We start from the raw sequence: 20,983 nt of genomic DNA on the forward strand, positions 1-20,983 counted from the left end.
TCCGCGCGCTGAGCTGCACAGACTCTCCGTCCTCTGCCTCGTGCCACATCTGCTCCCCCAGAGAACCCCTTGTGCGCGGTGTGCAAGGCTCTGCGGCAGGCTCCGTACGGAAGCTGAGAACGGTGTCTGTCTGCTCCCGCCACCCCCGAGCAAATCCGAGACCTGCTGGCCGCAGGGATACCCGCATGCACCCACTGCCGCCCGGACACAGCCTTGAGCGTGCTGGAGTGACCGGGTACCAGCAGGGTGGAGGGATGAGCCCTGCCCTGCGCGTGGTCGTCTACCCGCCCGACAACCAGGGCGGGCGCCGCGTCCGCTGCGACGGCGAGATCCTCGGCCGCGCCCTCGGCCCCGCCGACCTCCTGGAATTCCTCCGCCGGGCCAGCCTGGACCCCGACGTCGTCCGCCTGGACGACCCTCTGCTCGTCGAGTGGCGCGCCGGCGGGCGGCCGTCTGGAGCCCCGACCCCGGCGAACAGTGAGCGCAGCAGTGCGGGCCGCCATCCGGCGAGGGTGGCGGCCCGCACTGCGTCCGGTCAGACGACGGGTGAGCCGGTGCAGTCGTGCTGTCCGTACCCGCGGCCGTCACCGTGCCAGTCCAGGAACAGGACGGCGCGGAGCTCGGGCGCTCCCTGGAGCCTCCCGGACGGCTCCCAGCCCATCCCGGATTCCGAGCCTCGGTCGGCAGGCCGGCACCCCGCTGCCCTAAACAGCGTCGGCCCGGCCAAAGCAGTGAAATGACGTACCGTCAGAACGTTTACACATAGTCCGGGGTTGTGTTCATTTTTCGAGTCTGGGACTGTCACTCGAGTAACTCCCCCCCCATACAGCGGACTTCGGAGCGCATCGCCTCCGGGCCCCACTGCCCGGCGCCTTGCCCCGGCGCGGCGATACGGACTACATGCATCCTTTGCGCGCGCCCCTCGTGCTCGGCTACGGCTTACGGAGGGCACCATCCGCTTCGCCAGGACAAACTGGGAGACCAGGCAACAATGAAACGCACGAGCACCCTCGCCCTGACCGCAGCACTGCTCGCTTCATCCGCCCCGCTCGGCCTCGCCACCGTGGGAGCCGGTACTGCGCATGCCGCGGCCCGCACGTACTTCGTCAGCCCCAGCGGCAACGACAGCAACGCGGGCACCTCCACCCAGGCTCCCTTCCGCACCCTCCAGAAGGCCGCGGACAGCGTCGAGCCGGGCGACACCGTCTCGATCATGAACGGCACGTACTCCGAGCGTTCGGAGAGCTCGAACGTACTGACCATCAAGCGCTCCGGCCTCCCCGGAGCCCCCATCACCTTCACCGCTCATCCCGGCCACCATCCGGTGATCCACCCGGTGAAGGCGTGGAACGGCATCAGCGTCTACGGCGCCTCCTACATCTCCATCAAGAACCTCGAGGTCAAGGGCAACAACGCAGCCCTCACCCTGGCCGGAGCAGAGCGCGAGTCGAAGAAGGGTGACCCCACCTACAACACGAACTGCATCGCCGTGGAAAAGAACCGGTCCACGGGCGCGCTGTCGCACCACATCGAGGTGACCAGCAACGAGGTGCACGACTGCGCCGGCGGCGGCATATCAGCCATCGACTCCGACCACGTGACCATCTCGGGCAACCACGTGTACGGGACCTCCTGGTACGCGGTGTACGCAACCAGCGGCATCTCCGTCCTCACCCCGCGTGACGTGGGTGGCGGCGACGCCGGGACGTACAAGATCCGCGTTACCGGCAACCGCGTCCACGACAACGAGACCAAGATCAAATGGGAGAAGTGCGGCTGCTACTCCGACGGCAACGGCATCATCATCGACACCCTCAAGGGCGACGCCGACCACCCCGCCTACAGCGGACGCGTACTGGTCGCCAACAACCTCTCCTACGACAACGGCGGCTCCGGCATCCACTCCTACAAGAGCCAGCACGTCGACATCGTCCACAACACGGCCTACGCAAACGGGCGCAGCACCCGCATGGAGAGTTACGCCAACATCTTCGCGCATGACAGTACCGATGTGCGGCTGCTCAACAACATCGCGTACGGCCGGCCGGGGCAGGCGACGAACAGCAAGTCCCGCAATGTGGACGTCACCTACGACTACAACGTCTACTTCGGCGGTAAGGCCCCCGAGGTCCAGGGCACGAACGATGTCATCGCCGATCCGGAGCTCGCCAAGACTGGCACCGGAGCGGACGCGGACTTCCGACTGCGCGAAGGCTCCCCCGCCGCCGGCTCGGGTACGCCGTTCGCCGCCGTCACCACCGACTTCACCGGAGCCCGCCGCGCCGGCGGCACGCCCGACCGGGGCGCCTACGGCTTCGGCGCCAAGAGCAGCAGCGGTGCAGGGAGTGCCTCCGAGGCGTCCTCCCCCGGCCGGCAAAATGTCGCCCCCGCCGGGGGCGACCAGTCCGCCGGAAGTGACCTCGCCAGCTCAACGGGCGCGCAAGCCACCGCCGGCAGCGATGGCGGTTCGGGGGTGAAGCCGCACAGCGGAAGCGGTCCCCTCGCAGAGACAGGCGGGTCCCACCCGGCGCTCCCGCTCGGCATCGCTGCGGGGGTCCTCGCCCTCGGCGGCGGCCTCCTCTTCGCGGTGCGGCGCAAGCGCTCCTGATCCCTTCGCATCACTTGTGGACCTTAAAGACGTGGTGCCGGCCCCGCCCCCTCTCCAAGGGCCGGCTCCACCGCGCGCCCGCCGAACCCGCCGGACCCGCGCTCCCGAGCCCGGTTCGCCGAACGGGCTGCGGCCCCTGGCAGACTGGCCACCATGGCGGCGGCAATGCACCGGATCGAAGCGGCGACACGCACAGGTGGGCCGGTACCAGACCCCCCGCGCGTTACCTGGCGCAAACAGATGAGGCAGCGCGTACTGGAAGCCGCCCGCGACCTCACGTGCGAAGCCGGCTGGGATCAGGTCAGCCTCTCGGCCGTCGCCGCCCGCGCCGAAGTGTCGCGCCCTTCGGTGTACAAGGAGTTCGGCAACCGCGCCGGCCTGGGTCGTGCGCTGGTAGTCCTCGAAACCCAGCAGTTTCTGACGGGTGTGGCCGATGCCCTCTATCCCGGTGTACCCGATTCCCATGACTGCCTCCGGGCGGCCATCCTCTACGTACTCCAGGAGGCCGAGAGTCAGCCCCTCATACGGGCCGTCATCACAGCCGCCCGAAAAGGCTCCGACAGCCTCCTGCCCTACCTCACCGCCCGGGCAGACCCAATCTTCGACGCCGGCCAAACCCTCGTCCAGAGCTGGCTGGCCGCGCGATACCCCCACCAGCACACAGAGTCGGTGGAGATGGCCGCCGACGTCATCGTCCGCATGACCATCAGCCATCTCATCCTGCCGGCCGACAAACGACATCTCACCGCCGAAAGACTGGCGACTGCAGCCCTGAAACTACTGCAGTAAGGCGACCTGTAATGCGAGCGGCGGGGTGATGTCCGGCAGTTCGGCCTCGGTACACCCGGGTGTGGGCCGGCCCGGGGCCGCCGGTGTCCGGCGGGCGTGGGTGCGGTGTCAGGCCGCGGCCGCCGGGTTCGCCGGACCGGCGGCGCGGCGGTACTCGGCGTTGAGGCGCTGGGCTTCTTCGAGCTGGTCCTCGAGGATGACAATCCGGCAGGCGGCCTCGACCGGGGTTCCCTGGTCGACGAGCTCCCGGGCGCGGGCGGCGATGCGCAGCTGGTAGCGGGAGTAGCGGCGGTGTCCGCCGGCGGAGCGCAGCGGGGTGATGAGTCGGGCTTCGCCGATGGCGCGGAGGAAGCCCTGGGTGGTGCCGAGCATCTCGGCGGCCCGGCCCATGGTGTAGGCGGGGAAGTCGTCATCGAGACGGCCGAAGGTGTCGTCTGCGGTCATTGCACCTCTCTGGGCAACGCGTGGAGGGGCCCGGGTGCCTGTTGGCACCCGGGCCCCGAAGGAACTGCTACACCATCTGCCGGCCCTCATACTGCGCCGGCCTTCTGTTTCCGCCGACCCGACCTGAGCTTCGCCGGGAATGCAGGGATCGCGGATGCGTGACCGGAGACCACCTCACTATCGATGTCCTGCGGCACCCGGACTCGCGTGGCGTCCGGGCGATCCTGATGGCGCCTCAACTCCTCCGTTCATCCCTCTGGGATCACTTCACTCACAACCGGTACTGCTGGGTACTGCTCTCACTGCGGTACTGCACCTACTGATACTGCTGGTGATACGCACTGCTGTTACTGCGAACTGCTTGTACTGCTGGCGGCCTGTCACAGCGCCGCCCTCCGGCAGCCAGCCCCGTCGCCCGTCCTGCGTCTGCTCTGGCTTAGAACCCCACTGCCGAACCTCCCGGTGCGCGCGCCCGCAGCCGACGCCTTCACCGAGGTACTGCTCCTGTACTTCACTGCTGGGTACTGCATACCGCTGGTACTTCTCACTGCTGCTGTACTGCGAACTACCTGAACTGCTGGTACTGCGAACTGCACTTGCGGGTACTGCCACCTGCGTTAACCGCGGTACTGCTCACGGCGGCCCCTGATCACCGCGGGCCACCCGGTCCGGCCGCCAGTCCCGTCGCCATCCTGCACAAGCTCCGGCTTCGACACTCCACGACCACACCGCCCTGCTGAACTGCAATTACTTGTACTGCGGGTCCTGCTGCCCGGCAGTTCGTCTCTGCCAGGCCCTGCTGTCTCTCTGCGTTACGAGAGAAACCATAACCACACCACCACCCAATGTCTACTCCGGCCAGCATAGATTTCCATGCGTTCGACGATGAGGTAATCGATCTCGAACAGCGGCGGACGCCAGGGCGGGACGCCGCCGGGTTATTCACCACAAGCCGGGGCACAAGCACCGCACAGGCAGGACCGGGCAGGGACGATCCAGAGACCAGGGTGACCTGATGGACACGATCAGCATCGACGTCGCAACCGCCCGATCCACGCCCTCCGTCGCCGACGCCCGCGAGAGCACCAGGGACTTCCTCGACCTCCTCGTGCACCCGATCGCGGCCGAGGCCGCAGACACCGTAGTCCTGGTCGTCTCGGAGCTCGTCACCAACGCCCTGCGCCACGGCGGCGGCACCTGCACCCTGGACCTGACCGCGCACCCGGACCGCATCGAGGTGGCCGTCCACGACCGCAGCCCGCGGGTGCCGCGCATGCGCACCCCCGATCTGAACGGCGGCGCCGGAGGCTTCGGCTGGCCCATGGTCAACCGCCTCGCCCGCACCACCGCGGTAACCCGCCGGCCGTCCGGCGGCAAGACCGTACACGCCCTCCTGGCCCGATAAAGCCCCCGCAGCGCTTCCCCCGCCTGGCGGCATTGCCGCAAAGCGCCGACATCGTTGAAACGGGCGCACCGCACGCGAGACCGTTCCCGGCGGCTGTCACCCTCATGACCCGGCGCTTGAGCCGCTACGGCCCCCGCACCGACAACTGGACGAAGAAGGCCCAGCCCTTGCGAGGGCTCGTGACGGCCCTGCCTCCACCCGACGTTCTGGCTCCCCAGCAGCGGATGGTTGCCGCCGGTCGGTGCCCTGCGCGGGCGGTTGAGACATGAAGTTCTCGAACACGTCCATCCCGAGCATCAGGACCATCATGGACACGGGCACAGACAGGGCTATCAAGACAACGGTGCCTCCCCCAGGGAGTGCCGACTTTCTGCCCGGACTCCCTGGACTTGAGGGTCACTCCGAACTGTGAGGCCGAACGGAGCAGCCCGCTCGTCGAGCACCATGCATCAGGGGTGCGATCTCCTGCCAGATGTGGCCCGGAAGGCGAGTGGGCTCATGCCCTGTCGGTCACCGACGGCGGAGTTTGGCCAGTTCGGCATTGAACTGGGCACCGGTGAGGAGTGCCAGGTTGGACAGCCACAGCCACACCAGGAAGACGATGATTCCGGCGAGCGATCCGTACAACCGGTTGTAAGTACCGACGTGTGAGACATAGAGGGCGAAGCCCGCGGAGGCGACGAGCCACAGGGCCACGGCCAGAGCGTCTCCCAGAAGCCTCTGCCGCACGCCACGAGTCCCGGCCGGGCCCGATCGGAACAGCACCAGCACCAAGATGGCGACCAGGCACAGCAGGAGCGGCCATTTCAGCGCGTTCCATGCGGTGCCGGCCATGCTGCCCATGCCCACGAGCCGGCCGACGGTGCGGGCCGCTTCGCCAGTCAGGATGAGCACCAGGGCACTGGACACCAGGAGCATCAGCAGCACCAGGGCGGTCATGACCAGCCGTGGTGCCGTCCGCCACGCCGGTCGCAGGTCTTCGGTGCCGTGCATGACGTGCAGGGCTCGGCGGAAGACCCCCAGATAGCTGGAGGCGGACCACAGGGCGCCGATCATGCCGAAGACGGCCAGCGTCCAAGCAGCTGTGTGCTGTTCCGCCATGCCCTGCAGCGTGCTCTGCATGACGGGGCGGGACTCGGTCGGCACGACAGCGATCACGTTACTGATCAGGTTGTCGGTGGTCGAGGCGCCGACGATTCCCAGCAGTGAGACCGTGACAAGGAGTGTCGGGAAGAGCGCGAGCACCGCGTAATAGGTGAGTGCGGCAGCGAAGTCGGTCACGTTGTCGTTCCACACCGAGGCAGGTGTCCGCCGCAGAGCGGTGGCGATGTGGTGCCAGCCCGGCAGGTCACGCGCGGGCGGCGCGGGCGGTGTGATTGCCTGGCGTGTCCGCACGTGGTGTGGAGGGTGCTCTGTCGCGCAGCTGGGCAGCGGTGTGCGGTCGCCGCCGCCCGGCTCGGACGCGGGTGCTGGCGGGCTGCTCATCAGGCGGGCGCCTTCCCCTCGTGCCAGGTGCCGTCGTCCGGCTCTAGCCGGGCAGGCTTCCCCGACGAGCCGTTCGTACGTCACCCCGGGCAGCACGCCCCGCTCACCACGCGCGATCCGCGTGGAGATACCGGCGTACCCGCATCTGTTCGTGCCGCAGAACCTATCCGCTGCTCCGCCGGACAGCCAACTCCCTCACCTTCCAGTCGCGTACTCCCGAGCACACCAAAGATCGACGGACGGGGGCCTGGTCAGCATGGCCGCCCAGGGCGACGTCACCCGCGCCCTGCCCGACCCGAGGCGGTCCAGGTCGGCGGTGAAGCGGGGCAGGTGGCGGCCCGGAAGCCGTGACCGGCAGCCCGCAATGACGCGGCGAAGTGCTCAGGCTGGTCTGGGCGGGCTCTGCGGGGGCACCCGGAGAAGTGCCCTCTTCGGGTACACCGCCGTTTTGCGAAGGGAACCCGGGATGATCCGAATCGCGGATATCCGTGACTGGCGCACCCACGACGTCGTCGACGCCGGCGGCACCAAGATCGGCACGCTGGAGGCCGTCTCCGTGGACACCAGCACCGACGAGCCGGCCATGGCCACCGTCCTGGTCGGACTGCCCACCCCCCGCCACCTGGTCTTCGTCCCGCTGAACGGCGCGATCGTCGGGCCGGGCTACGTCAAGGTCGACTACGACCGGTCGCTGGTGAAGAAGTGTCCGGCGATCGGGACGGACGACGTTCTGCCCACCGAGGACGAGGCGGCGGTGTTCGCCCACTACGGTCTGCCCTACCAGCCGGGCGCGAAAGGTGAGCGGCAGCTCGCCCGGCGCTGACCAGCCCATCGAGGAGGTACCCGGTCATGACGCTCTTCCTGCTCCTGGTCATCGTGGCAATTGTGCTGGGCATCATCGGCGCCGTCGCCGATGGGCTGTTCTACCTGCTCATCATCGGCATCGCCGTGTTCGCCGCGGCCCTGATCGGCCTGGGGATGCACCTTCGGCGCTCCGGCCGCCGCAGCCGTAAGCTGCGCTGAGATGTATGAAGTACCGCAGTGCGTGGTCCCCCGTCGCGGAGCTCCGCGTCCGTCATCGACTCCGCCCGCTCCTGCAGTCCGTCCAGGAACTGCCCGGCATGAGCTGCGCGGCGCAGCGTCGAGTCGGCCAGCGGCCCTTCGGCGAAGCCGTTCCGTACGCGCAGGCCATCCTCGAGATACGTCATGGTGCTCATACTTCCTGCCTGGGCGTGTGCCGTCTCCCGGATGGAGACGCGGTCACGGGACCAGGCGAGCGGGAACGTAGAGCATGGGCGTCGTTAGCGTCTCGTCCTCGCCGCCGGGCCGGGCAATGAACCATTCCCTGTTTCCACGGCTACGCGTGGAAACAGGTGTCGTTTAACGAAACCGACTTGCCCACAGGGGCTGACCTGGGAGAACAGAGGTCAGGCGGTTTCGGGGGTTCACACCTCCGGACCTACTCCCCGGTCCCCCGCTGAGAGCAACCGTCCAGCCCCCTGTACAGGCAACCTCCGGTGCAACCCTCCCGACCGGCACACGGTGCGGAAGGGGCGGCGCGGGCCAAGCCGGCTCCCACCGCAGCCGCACCGCCGGAAATCACCGGGGCGCAGTTCCAGCGCAGCGCCCTGCGGCAGCCGCGGGCAAGCCCCCCGTTCGAGGGTGGCTTGCCCACGATCCCCGGGGCTTGCCCACCCGGCCACCAGGAAGCTTGCCCGACGGTCAGGAGGCTTGCCCGGGGCGGAAGTGGGAGAGCCATCCGCCGGCCTTCTGCTCAGGCAGGGCCCGCTCCCGCTGCTCCTGCTGCTCCTGCTGGGGCCAGTCCGACCAGGCTTGGCGTATGTCGGCCTCGTACCGCTCGTCGCAGTCCTCACACAAGGTCGGGTTGGCCTCTTGGGAAAGGACACCCCAGCCGCCGCGTTCGACCGCCTTCCACCGTTCGTCGGTGAACTGGGCACCGCACTCGATGCAGACAGGGCGGCTGGTCCAACGCTGGAAGTCGTACTGCTCTGTACCGCGACTCATCGGCTCAGGCTGCTCCTGCTTGCCGGCCGCTTGACCGTCGGCGACGACGGCCCGTTGCTTGCAGCCTTCACACAGGTGCGGGTGGGTGTCCGTCAGAACTCGCCAGTCCGTCGCGCCGGCCACCTCCCACCGTTCGTTGGTGAACTGCGCCCCGCAGTCGGCGCAGACGGGACGACGTGCCTCACGCTCGGCTGCCTTCTTCTCAGCCTGCGCCGTGGCCACCCGCCGCAGCTGTGCCTGGTGCTTCTCCTGGCGTGCCCTGGCCTCGTCCCGGGCCCGGGCTTCGGCCGCCTCACGACGGGGATTGCCGATCGCCTCCAGGAGCGACTGCGGGTGTGCACGGCCGAAGCGGGCGAACACGGCGCCGGTCGGTCCGTGCTCGCGGCGATTGCGCAGCCCGACCGCGATGATCGGAATCCTCCCGTCGTAGTCGTGGTGTCCGTCCTGCTGCCGCTCGCCCTCCCACAGATGCCGGGTGAGCTCTTGCAAGCGTGGAATCGTGCGGTTGGGGTTGCGCTCGCCGACGCGGTTGAACACCAGCAGCACAGGTGGATGGATCATGTCGCCGGACCAGGTGGCCGGGGCCGTCCAGCGGGTGAGCCACATCGGGCGTTCCTTGCCGTCGGTGTCCTTCACCTTCCGCCGGAAGAACCGGGCGTACTTCTCCAACTTGAGGGCGAGCTCCTCCGCGGTCTCGTGGCAGTTGTCGACTTCGATGAACAGCAGCGGCACCTTGACCTGCGGGGCGGTGAGGACGATGTCGGCCTGGGCGCCGCCCTTGCCGGGCGCGTTCCACGTACCGGTGGCGGGCAGCGGGACCTCGGTCCAGTACGAGGCGATCGTGCCGATGCCACCAGGTGCGTCGAAGGCGGCCTGGGCCGCCGCCCGCACTTCGGGCGGATCCTCGGCGAGCTTGGCCATGTCCGGCTTCGGGCGCAGCATCGCGATTACGGTCTCGTTGACGGCCATCGGGTGGGAGCCGCCGCTGGAGCCCGCGCCGCGGGCGGTGGAGCCCATCTCGCTCACCGGGCGCCGCAGCTCGTGGGAGGCAGCCTCCAAGCCCTTGAGGGTCAGGTTTCGCAGCCTCTCCCCCGTCTCGGTCGAGCCGCCCGTCTCGGACAGGCCGTGCTTGCGCATGTCGGAGAGCGCGCCGGTGTGCGAGGCGGTACGGGGGTCTTCTGCTCGGACGGGGTCTTCCTTTCGGTGTGCCGGTAGTTCAGGTGCGGGGCGCCGATCCGCTGGATCTGATCGGCCATGGCCACCTTCAGCACTCCGAGCACGCGCAGCACATCGCCGCGGAAACTGTTCGTAGACCCCGCCGGGTTGGTCTTCCGCTTCCCCGCCATCAACTGTGCTCCCTCGTTGCTCGCGACCGGCGGCGAGCCGGCCGCTGCCGGCCGTGCGATGCCGGGGAAGGCGTGCGGGCCTCCCGGAACCCGACGCTCTCCTCTACTACTGACATCAGGAGTAGAGGAGAGGGATGTGACGCTGCCAATTTCTCGCCGATTCGCACACTGACCAGCATGTTTCCCACCCCGCCGGGGGTCCGGTACCCAAGGGGATTCCGAAGGAGGATCCGAAGTTTCCCCTCAAGGAGCCCCCTTCGGCATGCCCAGCCGACGCGGGGCCTGCCGGCGCCCAGCTCGGCACGCGGCCGGGCCGACGGCCGCGGGCCGCCTCCTGGACGGCAGTGGATGGTCGCCATCGTCACTTCTCCTTCGCTCTCCTTCACCGCCCCACACCGGGGCCGTGGAAGGAGAGCGTGCAAAACGACCCCTTGACCGCGGTCTGACGGTGCCCGGCAGCGAAGCGTGTCCAGGGGAAACACCGTGCCCGCCGACCCGGACAAGGGGGTCCACCTCCCCGTCGACCCCCCGGAACAACACCCGGACAAGGGGGGCCGGTATGACCCTTGACCATCCGTTGTGGCCCCTTGACCAGATGCTTCGCCCGTTACGGAGGAGGGAGAGAGCATCGTCCCGCATCCACAGGCCCGCGACTCCACCCTGCAGGGGAGCCGCCTTGATCGACACGGCGGCCACCCTGTTCCTCCATGCCCTACCTGATCCCGCCCCGTACGCCACTCACCCCCAAGCAGGTAGAGCGCGCCTTCGACTACCTGCTTGCCCTGCAGACGGGCGGCGGGTCCCATGTCGCCGGCCGCGCGGACGCCGACCCGGAACTGGCCTTCCTGCTGCTGCGGGTAGCCTAGGCACTGCTTCTTGGATCATGTTCGAAGCCAGATGAGGAGGGCTGCGAGGGTGACGGTGCCGAGGTAGATGTAGGCACGCTTCTCGTAGCGGGTGGCGACGGCGCGGAAGCCCTTGAGGCGGTTGATGGCTCGTTCGACGGTGTTGCGCTTCTTGTATCGCTCGCTGTCGAAACCGGTGGGGCGGCCGCCGCGTGAACCGCGGTTCTTGCGGTGTCTTTGCTGGTCGAGGCGTTCGGGGATGGTGTGCCGGATTCCTCGTCGTCGCAGGTGACGGCGTTCTTCCAGGACGGACGTGTAGGCCTCGTCCGCCAGGACATGGCCGGGTCGGGTACGGGGCCGGCCAGCTCCGGGACGGGGTACGGAGACCTGCTCGAGGACGCGCTCGAGCTGGGGGCCGTCGCCGTAGTGTCCGGGTGTCAGGACGAGGGCGAGAGGCCGGCACCGTCCGTCCGCGGCGAGGTGGATTCTGGTGGTGAATCCGCCGCGGGAGCGTCCCGGGCACTCGCCGATCTGACCACTTCCTCGAGCCGTACCGCCAATTTCCGCAGCACCGGATCGACCTGGTTCGTCCCCCGAGCGTGCCCCATTTGAGGATCGGTGGCCGCCGGTGTCCTCCTCGCGCCGGCGGCGTGCTGGTGGGCCCGCACCGCAGTCGAGTCCACCGGCACCTCCCAGTCGATCCGGCCCGCGGCATCCTCGGCAGCCTGGATCCGAGAGAGCAGCATCGTCCACGTTCCATCCGCTGACCAGCGGCGATGTCGCTTGTAGACGGTCTCCCAGGGCCCGAACCGCTCCGGCAGATCCCTCCACTGCACACCCGTCCGGACCCGGTAGAGCACCCCGTTGATCACCCGGCGGTGATCACTCCACCGGCCCCCACGAGCACCACCAGGAGGCAGGAACGACTCAAGCCGTTCCCACTCCGCATTCGTCAGATCCCCACGGCCCATACGGCAAGCCTGACCCCAACACCCCACTCACGTCAGGAGATCCGAGAAACAGTGCCTAGAGGCACACAAGGCCGCCTCGAAGGCGCCTCCCCGACAGGCACGGCATGAACAAGCGCCCAGACGGCTACCCAAACCCCTCACGCGGTACCGGAAGCCCGAAGGCTGCATGCCGGAACGCGGGCACGCCAAACAGCCGCCAACGGCGTGGAGCACCGGGCCGGGTCATGGATCGTCAGCCAGGAGCAGCACCGCAACAACCTCACCACGCAGCAGCTCGCCCTGACCGCGGGCCTGGGCCGCACATAGAGTGCGGCCATGAAAGAGAACCCCTGGTTCGAGTACGACGAAGACGATCTGAACGTCGCACAACGCGCGTTCGCGGACGTTCTCGCCGAACGTGCTCGCTCCTGGCTGGTCTACCCGGATGACACAGCCGTGGTGCCTCCGGCCCACGCCTACGATCACGAGCTGATCGTCTGGCTGGACATCGTCGATCCGCAGCGCAACCAGGGGATCCTGACCGTGGGCGCCCACTTCAACGGGACCGCCGTCCATGCAGACAAGCTCCACAATCAGCTCTTCTCGCTGCCGGAGGAGGCGACTGAGTTCACCTTCACAGCCGCCGGAAGCCCAGGAGAACTGGCAGAACGGACAGCTGCTTGGTTCGAGGCCATCCTTGCGCGCCCGCTGGTCCGCTGCGAATGGCAGCACGCGGGCAAAACGTACGCGACGCGCTACGAGTTCGCCGATACGGGCCGAGGCCTCATCGAGAGCTTCAACGACGCCCTCGCACCCCGCCCACTTCGGAAGCGACTCGCCGCACAAGGCATCATCCGAGGCCGTGGGCGGATCAACCGCGCCCACCTGAGCGAACCAGACCTGATCGCATCAGTCAGAGGCAACCACCCCGGTCAGTAGGCACGGAACAGCCCTTAGCCATACAAGAGGGGCGGCAACCCTGCCGCCCCTCTTCACCTTCCGGCCGTAATGGAGGGTGTCCGTGCTGGCTTCCGCGGCCAGCTCGAAGAACGCGCATCGGGTCGGTGATTCGCGGCCGTCCCAGGGGATGGTAGATCGCAGGGCGGCCCACGGGATGGCCGGCGGCGGCCCGGTTGAGGTGGTGGGCAAGGTCGCGGGCGGCCTTCGGTTTCAGCGGGGGACGAGTCGGGGCCGGCGTAGAAGACGCCGGCCCACGACGGCGGGGAGCCGCGCGTCAACACGGTCTCACCGAAAGGCCTGGTCGGCTGGTTGCATCCGGTCGCTCAGGGCCTGCAAGTCCCGCAAGGACTCATCTGCGTCCCACCATGCCTGCCGGGACGCCGGGACGGCAAGCCGAGCTGGGACGCTCATGAGCCAATTCACTGGCTGCCGTGCGGCCTGCGGACTTCCCCGGTCAAGGCCCGCACCGGCACCCCCTGGATGGCCTCCACTGGCCCCAACTCGCCTATTCCTCTGCGGGCTTATCCGCAGGTGAGCCAATATTCCGACTAGTCGGGCATATGAGATTTAGCCGTCTCGCTCTGTATTACCGTCCTCACGGTTCGTGCTGGACACTGGCTGTACCCGTACACGGCAGCGTCAACTGCCGTGGCCGCCCGGGTTGCATCCGGTCGCACGAGAGTGCCGGCGCCGAGCGTCGGCACCCTCCTTCAGGCTCCTGAAGGGATCATCCGATGTCGAACACCAGCGGTGTCCTGGACACCGGCTCCACACACCAGCCGCCCGCCGTTACCGACGACTGCGGCCCTGGCGTCACCCTCGCCTACGTACTGCCCATGATCGTCTTGACGGTATGCGGCACGGTTTTGCTCCTCCTGGGCCAGGCCCCCGTCGTCGAGGTCCTCCAGCTCCTCGGCGGCTGTACCGCGCTCGGCGCCACCTACATCGCGGTGATCACCGGCGGACGCCGGGTCACCCGCATCACCAAGGCCTTCGTCCGCGGCGTGCTCGGCGCCGCCGGCAAGAGCTGAAAGGGGCAGGACAGTGGGACGCACATCGAAGCCGATCGCAACCACCCTTCCCGCCCTGGCCGAGCTCGCGCAGCGGCTCCGCGCTCTGCGCGAGTCCACCGGCCTCACCTTCGACCAGCTCGCTAAGACCAGCGGACAGGTCTCGTCAGCCACGCTCAAGCGGGCTGCATCCGGCAACACAATCCCGGAAGCCAAGACGATCACCGAGTTCGTCACTGCGTGCGGAGCCGGGCACGAGGTCCTCGTCCTGATGCTGGCACTCCGCGTGGAAGCACGCATCCAGGAACGCGGGGTCCTGAAGACCCTGCGGCCACCGCGGATCGACCTCATCGGCGACCGGCGAGACCTCAGCATCGCGCTCCAGTACGTCTACGAGGCGGCGGGCGCACCCTCCTACCGGGAAATCCGCGACCAGAGCGGCGACCCGTTCGCGCTGTCGGTGAGCACCGTGGGCCGCATCGTCACCCGTCAGAGCCTCCCGGTCGACGAGCGTCAGCTCCTCGCCTTCCTCCACGGATGCGGGGCCTTCGACCATGACGCGGCGTGGCAGAAGACGTGGGAGAAGGTATCCAGGGCCGTGGACATCACAATGCCCGAAGCCCGTCCCGACTCCCGCGTGGCGAGCAAGACGCAGTACCCCGTCACGGTCGGGCCGCGTGCGACCCCGGCGGTCCCTGCCTATGCCACCTCCAGGCCGAGCCGGATGGCCAGGCTGAACCGGCAACTCGCAGAACTCTCGCGCCCCAAGCCCCGCGATACAGGGATCAGCACGGTAGGCAAGTGCGCTGCAGTGGTCGCAGCCGGTATGGCCGCCGTCCCGATCGCCATGGCCGCAGCCACCGCTTCACCAGCCGGGGTGCTCGTCCCCGTCGCACTCGGCGCCGCCGCCCTAGCATCTACCAAGTCGTCAGCCAGAGTGGTCACGGCAACTGAGCCCTGGGCCATAACCCTTCTGCAGGTCCGCACAGGACGCTGAACACCCCGGTCGTCGCGGGTCATGTGCGAACGCCCCTGGGGGCGCCGACGGCAGCCTTCTTGCAGAGGTCCCGTCCGCCTCCGACAGCCCCTCAGGCCTTCCTCCGACACGGACCTGATCCGCCTCCTTCGCCCCAGGCCTCTTCTCAACAGCACACCAGCGGAAAAGCCGCCGCCTCTGGCCAGCAGGGCCGCCACCCACACCTGGTGACGGCCCTCAGCGCTGCAGGCCTTGCTATGGAGCGGGTGTGAACTCCACATCCGTGCCGCCGCAGCCGGCCGCGATGTCCCACAGCCGCTCCCGCTCCGCCTCGTCGACGGCCAGGCCCCAGCGCGGCTTCGTCGCCGTCCACTCCGCGCCGTACCGGCACAGCGCCTCCGGTGACGAGGACAGCCACTGGGCCGGGTCCTGGTCGGCCTTCTGCCGGTTCGAGCGGGCCGTCACCGCGACCAGGGAGGCGGCCTGGCCCTGGTCGTTCGCGTACGCCTCACGCCTCGGTGTGGTCCACGCCGAAGCCCCAGCTGGCGGGGCGCGCTATTCGAAGTGCGCGGTATTCGGCATGGTTCGGGGAGCTGAGCCAAGGGAGATCGCTGCGAGTGCGTGGGCGGGTGCAGGAAGCCGGGCAGCTGGAGCATCTGCGCGACGAGCAGCGGCGGGGTCGTGGCGAGCAGGCGGCGGCTGGAGCCGCCGGCCAGCCAAGAAGATGATCACGTAGTCCACGCACGGTCACAGCAGAGCCAGCAGGACACCGATCCGCACGGTTTGGGCGGCGGGCAGGAAGGCGAACATCGCGGCGATGACCAGTTGCACCACCACGAAGTTGCCTACCAGGGCCGCGGACAGGAACCGGCGCCGTCACGCAGAGAGCGGACCAGTTGGCAGGACCTGTATCTGAGGGAACCCTTTCGGAGGTGCCGTAGGTCGCACGTTCGGGTACGGCAGTCGTCTCGTTCCCCGGCGAGGGGGTAGCCGCTCACCGAGTATGGGACCTGATGACGGCTTGCTCGTTCCTGTTCTCCTCGTCTCTCCTTCCTCCTCTCGCTTCGGCGTCCGGAAGAGGGGTGACGAGGGCTGCCTCTTTTGCCGTGCTGGCAACGGTCCTGTCAGCCGCAGGGCATCACTTGATGTTCGGCGGCACTCCGTCGGTCAGCGCATGTCTGATTGCTCTCCTGGGGCTGTTCGCTGTGGCGTTGCCGCGAGCCGGAAGGCCGGGCTCGCTGAGCTCCGGTCTGGGCGCCATGGCCGTTGCGCAAGCGGTCACCTGCTGGTGGTTCGCTCACTGGGGGGATCATCCTGGGTCCGCGCCGGTTTCTCTTCACGACGGTCTGTGGGGCATGTCCTACCTCGCCCTGACTCTGGCCGTCGGCTGGGCCCTGCACGCCGCCGACGACTCTTGCTCGTGGCTTGTGAGCGCGGTGCACGAGACGCTGGGCTCCGTGGCTGAATGCCTGCGCGCTCTGTTCGCCCCCTGGGCCACCCAGACAGATGTGCGGGGCCTGCGACCGTTCACCGGCCCGACGCGCGGCAAGAGGGGTGAATCCCCTCACGAGATTCTTCTGGCCGATTCGGTCGTGCGCCGCGGTCCCCCTTGCCGTTTTCGCCCACGCTTGCCGGCGATTCGGCAGGCATGAGGCCGTAGGCGCCCACGCATCCTGGCTCCGCTTCCCCGTCACGCGGGGTCTGCGGGGGGGGGGACGACCTTGCCCGGCTCACCGAAGACGCCGGGCCATGCCTGTGCGCCCGTTGTTCTCGGCCTGGCCGGAAGCCGTCGCGGCAGATCGGTCACGGCCCCCGTGAGTAGTCCGAGCAGCAGGAGCCGACGTGACCACCCAACGCATTGAAGTGATTCACCCTGACGACATGAGCCCGACCGACGTGGAGCTGTGGGGCGAGGTGCGGGCCGGGACGGCGCCCGTGGCCAATCCCTTCATGAGCTCGGAGTTCTGCCGGGCGGTCGGCCGTGTCCGGCGGGGTGCCAGGGTTGCGGTGGTGCGCCAGGACGGCGAGTCCGCCGGCTTCTTCCCTTTCGAGCGGGGCCGGTGGGGTCGTGGTCGTGCGATCGGCCTGGGCGTCTCCGACTGCCAAGGCGCTGTCCTACGGTCGGGCCTGCAGGTGGATCCGCGCGAACTGCTGCGGGCCAGTGCCCTGGATGTCTGGGAGTTCAACCATCTCGAAAGCGGTCAGGACTTGTTCCTGCCCTTCGTGACCGGGCGGTTCGCCTCACCCGTCATCGACCTCAGCGCCGGCTACGCGCAGTACGAGACAGTGCTTCGAACACGGTCCCGCAAGTTTCTCAAGTCGACGCTGGCGCAGGATCGCCGTCTGGGACGGCACGTCGGGCCGCTGAAGTTCGTCTTCGACGAACGAAACCCTGAGGCCTTGCGGACGCTGATGGCGTGGAAGTCCGCTCAGTACCGTCGAACAGGCCGCCGCGACCGGTTCGCCCAGACCTGGATCACCAACCTGGTGCGGATCCTCGCGGACACCGCCGCGCCCGCCTGCTCGGGCGTGTTGTCGGTGCTGTACGCGGGTGACAGGCCCGTCGCCGCGCACTTCGGCCTGCGCTCACGCACCGTCCTGTCGTGCTGGTTCCCCTCCTACGACCGGAGCTTCGCGAAGTTCTCCCCCGGTCTGGTTCTGCATCTCCGCATGATCGAAGCGGCCGCTTCCGCGGGGATCGGGATGCTCGACCTCGGCAGGGGTGATGCCGCCTACAAGGATGCACTCAAGACACGGGAGCTGACGGTTCACGAAGGGGCTCTTCTACGGCCCAGGCCCGGCGCGGCCCTTCACTGGCTCAGCCGCGAACCGTCCCGTGCTGTCCGCCGTTTCGTGCGGGAGCGGCCTCAGCTCAAGGCCGCGGCCGTACACACCATGGAAACGGTCGGCAAGATGCGCGAACGTCGATCCTGAGGAGCGGCTCGAATCCGGTCACGTGCGCTGCAAGCGGCCCACGAGCACCGGCGCCCCGAGACGGCATGCGCCACACCGCCGCTGAGCGAGCAGACGAGGGGATCCCGGGTCCAGTCGGCCCTGGCGGCTCCGGTGACCTTCGTGGGCCACCGGGGACGGGTCCGTGGTGGACTTCGAGCGGGTCAGCCGGCGCCGTGGTGCGCGAGTACCGCGTGCTGGTCGGCGCTGCCGGTGTGGTCGGTGTGGCCAGTCGCGGCGGTCAGCCGCGGTACCGCGTGGATCAGGCGTGTTCGGCGGCGACGGCGAGTTCGTGGGCCTGGACGACGTTCAGCCGGGGGTCGACGACGATGTCGGCTTCGGCGCGCAGGGCGTGGCCGATCCACCGCATCCGTACCTGGCCCAGGTCGCGGACGCCGTCCACGGCACGCAAGGCGTGTTCGGCCTGGTCGACGAGTGCGGGGTCGACGGAGTCCATGAGCCGGCGGTAGACCTCGCGGGCCGCGCCGCGGAGCACGGCGAGGATGGCGAGGGTGATGAGGAGGCCGACGATGGGGTCGGCGTACTTCCAGCCGATGGCCGCTCCGCCGGCGCCGAGGAGGACGGCGAGGGAGGTGAAGCCGTCGGTGCGGGCGTGCAGTCCGTCGGCGACCAGGGCGGCGGAGCCGATCTTGCGGCCGGTGCGGATGCGGTAGCGGGCCACCCACTCGTTGCCGATGAACCCGCTGAGCGCGGCGGCGGCCACGGCCCACAGGTGGGTGACGTCGCGCGGGTTGAGGAGCCGGTCGATGGCCGTGTAGGCGGCCAGGGCGGAGGACGCGGCGATGGTCAGCACGATGGCGATGCCGGCGAGGTCCTCGGCACGGCCGTAGCCGTAGGTGTAGCGGCGGTTCGCCGCCCGCCGCCCGAGTACGAACGCGATGCCCAGCGGAACGGCGGTCAGCGCGTCGGCGGCGTTGTGGATGGTGTCGCCGAGCAGGGCCACCGACCCCGACAGGGCGACCACCGCAGCCTGGATGACCGTGGTCACGCCCAGGATGCCCAACGACAGCCACAAGGTGCGCATGCCCTCCTTGGAGGTCTCCATCGCGGAGTCGACCTTGTCGGCCGCCTCGTGGCTGTGCGGGGCCACCAGATGAGTGACCTGATGGCGCAGCCGGGACCAGCGAGAACCCGCACTTCCATGGCTGTGGTCGTGGGGGTGCCCGGGGCCGGCGGCCGGGCCGTGATCCTGGTTGTGGTCGTGGTGGGTACTCACGGCGAAGGCGCCTTCCGGGAGAGGGTGCGGGGCAGCACGGCGCGGAACCGTGTCAGGGCCGGGCCGGTCACACCACCATACCGGAACACATGAACAGGTCTTCATATGTAGGGGGTAAGATGGCTCCCATGGGCCACGACATCGATGGCGGACACCGCGCCACCACCCGCGAACGCCTCGACGCGGCGGGGGCCGCCGACGTCGCCGCCACTCTCCAGGCGCTGGCGACCCCGTCCCGGCTGCGGATCCTCGCCCGGCTCCAGGAAGGGCCCTGCGCGGTGGCCGCGCTCGCCGAAGCCGTGGAGATGGAGCCCTCGGCCTGCTCCCACCAGCTCCGCCTGCTGCGCAACCTCGGACTGGTGGCGGGTGAGCGGCAGGGGCGCTCGATTGTCTACACCCTCTATGACCACCACGTCGCCCAGCTCCTGGACCAGGCCCTCTTCCACGTCGAGCACCTGCGCATGGGCATGCGCGACGCTTCCTCCACGGCAACGGTCCCCGCCGCCGCCCTGTAGCGGTTTCGCCGCCGGCACGGCTCAGATACCGGGAAGGCCGGCCAGGGCCGCGCCCAGCCCGAGGGCGGCACAGATGCCAAGGGTGCGCAGGACGCTCCAGCGGAGCTTGAAGATCAGCAGCACCGCGATCACGGTGATCGCCAGGGCGGCGGGGCGCAGGATGGTCAGGTCGGGCAGGGCGATGCGCACAGGGCCGAAGGTCTTGGCCTTCACGCCGGTGAAGAGGGCGTGTTCGGCGAAGTAGAGAGCGAGGTTGGCGATGACGCCGACGACGGCTGCGGTGATGCCGGTCAGGGCGGCGGAGATCTTGCGGTTGCCGCGCAGGCGCTCGATGTAGGGGGCGCCGAGGAAGATGAACAGGAAGCACGGCACGAAGGTCACCCAGGTGGTGAGCAGGGCGCCGAGCAGAGCCGCGGCCCACGGGTCGAGGCCGCCGGGGTCGCGGTAGGCGCCGATGAACGCGACGAATTGCACCACCATGATCAGTGGTCCCGGCGTCGTCTCGGCCAGAGCGAGACCGCTGACCATCTCTTTGACGCTGAGCCAGCCGTAGGTTTGCACGGCCTGCTGGGCGACGAAGGCCAGCACCGCGCAGGCGCCGCCGAAGGTGATCAGCGCGGCGCCGGAGAAGAACAGTCCCTGGGCGGTGAAGACGCTTCCGGTGCCCGTCAGCAGGGCGATGGCGGCCACCCAACCGTGACCGCCAAAACCGGAAGAATGCGCTTGTAGTTCATGATCGCTCCAACGAGCGGGCCCCCGGGGACGCAACGGGTCACATGCGCACCCCGCATACCCTCCCCCTCGAAGGCTCCCCGGGGCAGCCCCCGAAGCCGCTACCGGCGCGCCACTCGCCAACAAAATCGAACAGGTGATGGAGTAGGAGGATCCCGTACCGAGGAGCAGCGCCATGACCTCCCCCGCCCCGTCCCCCACAGTCAGACCGCAGGTCGCCACGTGGCCCCCTTCGCAGACTGGCCCGTGTTGTCGGTGCCACGCTGCGACCTGCCGTTACGGGGTGGGAGCGTCGCTCTTTTCTCTTGGGGTGGGTCAGCTGTGGCGTGACGTGGAGTGAGGTGGGTTCGTTGAGCCCCTGGGACTCGTTCTCGGAGGGTGTGGCTCTGCGGCGGGTTATTGCACGACTCGATGCGGGAGTTGCGGATGCGGGCGTTCCCCGTGGTGATGCTGGGTCCTCCTACGGGCGTGGCCGAGCTCCAGATGACGATCACCCGGCTGGAACAGACCAACACCGAACTGAAGCGGACGCTGGAAGATTGCCAGGGCGAACTCGACGCCGCGCGGGCCGCGAACCGGGACCTGACCCGCGCCCTGAATCAGCGCGGATAGCCCGACCACGTCCGGCACGGGCGAACCCGGGCACGGTCCGCCGCATCCTGTCGACCGACGGTCCGTGCCCGGGTTCCCAGGCTGGCCTGACG

At 68.7% G+C, this 20,983-nt stretch carries 19 protein-coding genes and 3 pseudogenes; 13 read left to right on the top strand and 9 right to left on the bottom strand.

What is annotated here, in order from left to right:
• Nucleotides 1-126: 126 nt before the first annotated feature.
• Nucleotides 127-231: a DUF6233 domain-containing protein gene (locus IO30_RS47530; protein WP_267886483.1), complete on the top strand. Its 105-nt coding sequence runs from the start codon at nucleotides 127-129 to the stop codon at nucleotides 229-231.
• A 304-nt stretch (nucleotides 232-535) separates the two neighbouring features.
• On the opposite strand, the gene IO30_RS47535 is transcribed toward IO30_RS47530, so the two are convergent.
• Nucleotides 536-661, bottom strand: a complete 126-nt coding sequence (locus IO30_RS47535; protein ID WP_280824506.1) for a hypothetical protein — start codon at nucleotides 659-661, stop codon at nucleotides 536-538.
• Between the two features lie 330 nt (nucleotides 662-991).
• Between IO30_RS47535 and IO30_RS0103480 the strand changes: the two genes are divergently transcribed.
• On the top strand, nucleotides 992-2,608 hold the full coding sequence (locus tag IO30_RS0103480; protein ID WP_051901830.1) for a right-handed parallel beta-helix repeat-containing protein: 1,617 nt from the start codon (nucleotides 992-994) through the stop codon (nucleotides 2,606-2,608).
• Between the two features lie 153 nt (nucleotides 2,609-2,761).
• Entirely contained in the window at nucleotides 2,762-3,397 is a 636-nt protein-coding gene (locus tag IO30_RS0103485) for a TetR/AcrR family transcriptional regulator (protein ID WP_078904514.1), read from the top strand.
• A 108-nt stretch (nucleotides 3,398-3,505) separates the two neighbouring features.
• On the opposite strand, the gene IO30_RS0103490 is transcribed toward IO30_RS0103485, so the two are convergent.
• Nucleotides 3,506-3,841, bottom strand: coding sequence for a MerR family transcriptional regulator (locus IO30_RS0103490; protein WP_031139117.1), 336 nt, complete (start codon nucleotides 3,839-3,841; stop codon nucleotides 3,506-3,508).
• 1,015 nt (nucleotides 3,842-4,856) lie between these two features.
• Between IO30_RS0103490 and IO30_RS0103495 the strand changes: the two genes are divergently transcribed.
• Nucleotides 4,857-5,246: an ATP-binding protein gene (locus IO30_RS0103495; protein WP_031139118.1), complete on the top strand. Its 390-nt coding sequence runs from the start codon at nucleotides 4,857-4,859 to the stop codon at nucleotides 5,244-5,246.
• A gap of 510 nt (nucleotides 5,247-5,756) precedes the next feature.
• Here the strand turns inward: IO30_RS0103495 and IO30_RS0103500 are convergent.
• Complete coding sequence (locus IO30_RS0103500; protein WP_031139120.1) at nucleotides 5,757-6,641, bottom strand: YihY/virulence factor BrkB family protein; 885 nt, start codon at nucleotides 6,639-6,641, stop codon at nucleotides 5,757-5,759.
• A 556-nt stretch (nucleotides 6,642-7,197) separates the two neighbouring features.
• On the opposite strand from IO30_RS0103500, the gene IO30_RS0103505 reads away from it, so the two are divergent.
• Nucleotides 7,198-7,554: a PRC-barrel domain-containing protein gene (locus IO30_RS0103505; protein WP_031139122.1), complete on the top strand. Its 357-nt coding sequence runs from the start codon at nucleotides 7,198-7,200 to the stop codon at nucleotides 7,552-7,554.
• A 26-nt stretch (nucleotides 7,555-7,580) separates the two neighbouring features.
• Entirely contained in the window at nucleotides 7,581-7,754 is a 174-nt protein-coding gene (locus IO30_RS45845) for a hypothetical protein (RefSeq protein WP_167347236.1), read from the top strand.
• 699 nt (nucleotides 7,755-8,453) lie between these two features.
• Here the strand turns inward: IO30_RS45845 and IO30_RS42840 are convergent.
• Nucleotides 8,454-9,893 carry a replication-relaxation family protein gene (locus tag IO30_RS42840; protein ID WP_167347237.1) on the bottom strand — a complete coding sequence of 480 codons (1,440 nt, stop codon included), beginning with the start codon at nucleotides 9,891-9,893 and terminating at the stop codon, nucleotides 8,454-8,456.
• Between the two features lie 916 nt (nucleotides 9,894-10,809).
• Between IO30_RS42840 and IO30_RS45175 the strand changes: the two genes are divergently transcribed.
• On the top strand, nucleotides 10,810-10,968 hold the full coding sequence (locus IO30_RS45175; RefSeq protein WP_157853064.1) for a hypothetical protein: 159 nt from the start codon (nucleotides 10,810-10,812) through the stop codon (nucleotides 10,966-10,968).
• Between the two features lie 15 nt (nucleotides 10,969-10,983).
• On the opposite strand, the gene IO30_RS42845 is transcribed toward IO30_RS45175, so the two are convergent.
• A protein-coding gene (locus IO30_RS42845; RefSeq protein ID WP_425338101.1) for an IS5 family transposase occupies nucleotides 10,984-11,918 on the bottom strand; the annotation gives its coding sequence in 2 pieces (ribosomal slippage) (nucleotides 10,984-11,465 and nucleotides 11,465-11,918; 936 coding nt in all).
• 315 nt (nucleotides 11,919-12,233) lie between these two features.
• Between IO30_RS42845 and IO30_RS0103535 the strand changes: the two genes are divergently transcribed.
• The 3 genes from IO30_RS0103535 to IO30_RS0103545 all read left to right on the top strand — a co-directional run bounded on the left by IO30_RS0103535 (nucleotide 12,234) and on the right by IO30_RS0103545 (nucleotide 14,864).
• Nucleotides 12,234-12,836, top strand: a complete 603-nt coding sequence (locus IO30_RS0103535; protein WP_031139126.1) for a hypothetical protein — start codon at nucleotides 12,234-12,236, stop codon at nucleotides 12,834-12,836.
• Nucleotides 12,837-13,591: 755 nt separating this feature from the next.
• On the top strand, nucleotides 13,592-13,888 hold the full coding sequence (locus IO30_RS0103540; protein WP_031139128.1) for a hypothetical protein: 297 nt from the start codon (nucleotides 13,592-13,594) through the stop codon (nucleotides 13,886-13,888).
• 13 nt (nucleotides 13,889-13,901) lie between these two features.
• Nucleotides 13,902-14,864: a helix-turn-helix domain-containing protein gene (locus IO30_RS0103545; RefSeq protein ID WP_031139130.1), complete on the top strand. Its 963-nt coding sequence runs from the start codon at nucleotides 13,902-13,904 to the stop codon at nucleotides 14,862-14,864.
• A 234-nt stretch (nucleotides 14,865-15,098) separates the two neighbouring features.
• Here IO30_RS0103545 and IO30_RS0103550 read toward each other — a convergent pair.
• Nucleotides 15,099-15,386: pseudogene (locus IO30_RS0103550) on the bottom strand (HNH endonuclease); the annotation flags it as partial.
• An 86-nt stretch (nucleotides 15,387-15,472) separates the two neighbouring features.
• A pseudogene (locus tag IO30_RS42850) lies at nucleotides 15,473-15,739 on the bottom strand (arsenic resistance protein); the annotation flags it as partial.
• 946 nt (nucleotides 15,740-16,685) lie between these two features.
• On the opposite strand from IO30_RS42850, the gene IO30_RS0103560 reads away from it, so the two are divergent.
• The gene (locus IO30_RS0103560; protein ID WP_031139134.1) at nucleotides 16,686-17,777 is read left to right on the top strand and encodes a GNAT family N-acetyltransferase; all 1,092 of its coding nucleotides are present in this window, start codon (nucleotides 16,686-16,688) and stop codon (nucleotides 17,775-17,777) included.
• A 182-nt stretch (nucleotides 17,778-17,959) separates the two neighbouring features.
• Here IO30_RS0103560 and IO30_RS40025 read toward each other — a convergent pair.
• Nucleotides 17,960-18,930: pseudogene (locus IO30_RS40025) on the bottom strand (cation diffusion facilitator family transporter).
• A gap of 230 nt (nucleotides 18,931-19,160) precedes the next feature.
• On the opposite strand from IO30_RS40025, the gene IO30_RS0103570 reads away from it, so the two are divergent.
• Nucleotides 19,161-19,547, top strand: coding sequence for an ArsR/SmtB family transcription factor (locus tag IO30_RS0103570; protein ID WP_031139136.1), 387 nt, complete (start codon nucleotides 19,161-19,163; stop codon nucleotides 19,545-19,547).
• 21 nt (nucleotides 19,548-19,568) lie between these two features.
• Here the strand turns inward: IO30_RS0103570 and IO30_RS0103575 are convergent, their stop codons facing one another.
• The gene (locus tag IO30_RS0103575; RefSeq protein ID WP_245234075.1) at nucleotides 19,569-20,237 is read right to left on the bottom strand and encodes a chromate transporter; all 669 of its coding nucleotides are present in this window, start codon (nucleotides 20,235-20,237) and stop codon (nucleotides 19,569-19,571) included.
• 510 nt (nucleotides 20,238-20,747) lie between these two features.
• Between IO30_RS0103575 and IO30_RS0103580 the strand changes: the two genes are divergently transcribed.
• On the top strand, nucleotides 20,748-20,891 hold the full coding sequence (locus IO30_RS0103580) for a hypothetical protein (RefSeq protein WP_167347234.1): 144 nt from the start codon (nucleotides 20,748-20,750) through the stop codon (nucleotides 20,889-20,891).
• Nucleotides 20,892-20,983 lie beyond the last annotated feature (92 nt).

Source organism: Streptomyces xanthophaeus (genome assembly GCF_000725805.1).
Lineage (GTDB): Bacteria > Actinomycetota > Actinomycetes > Streptomycetales > Streptomycetaceae > Streptomyces > Streptomyces xanthophaeus.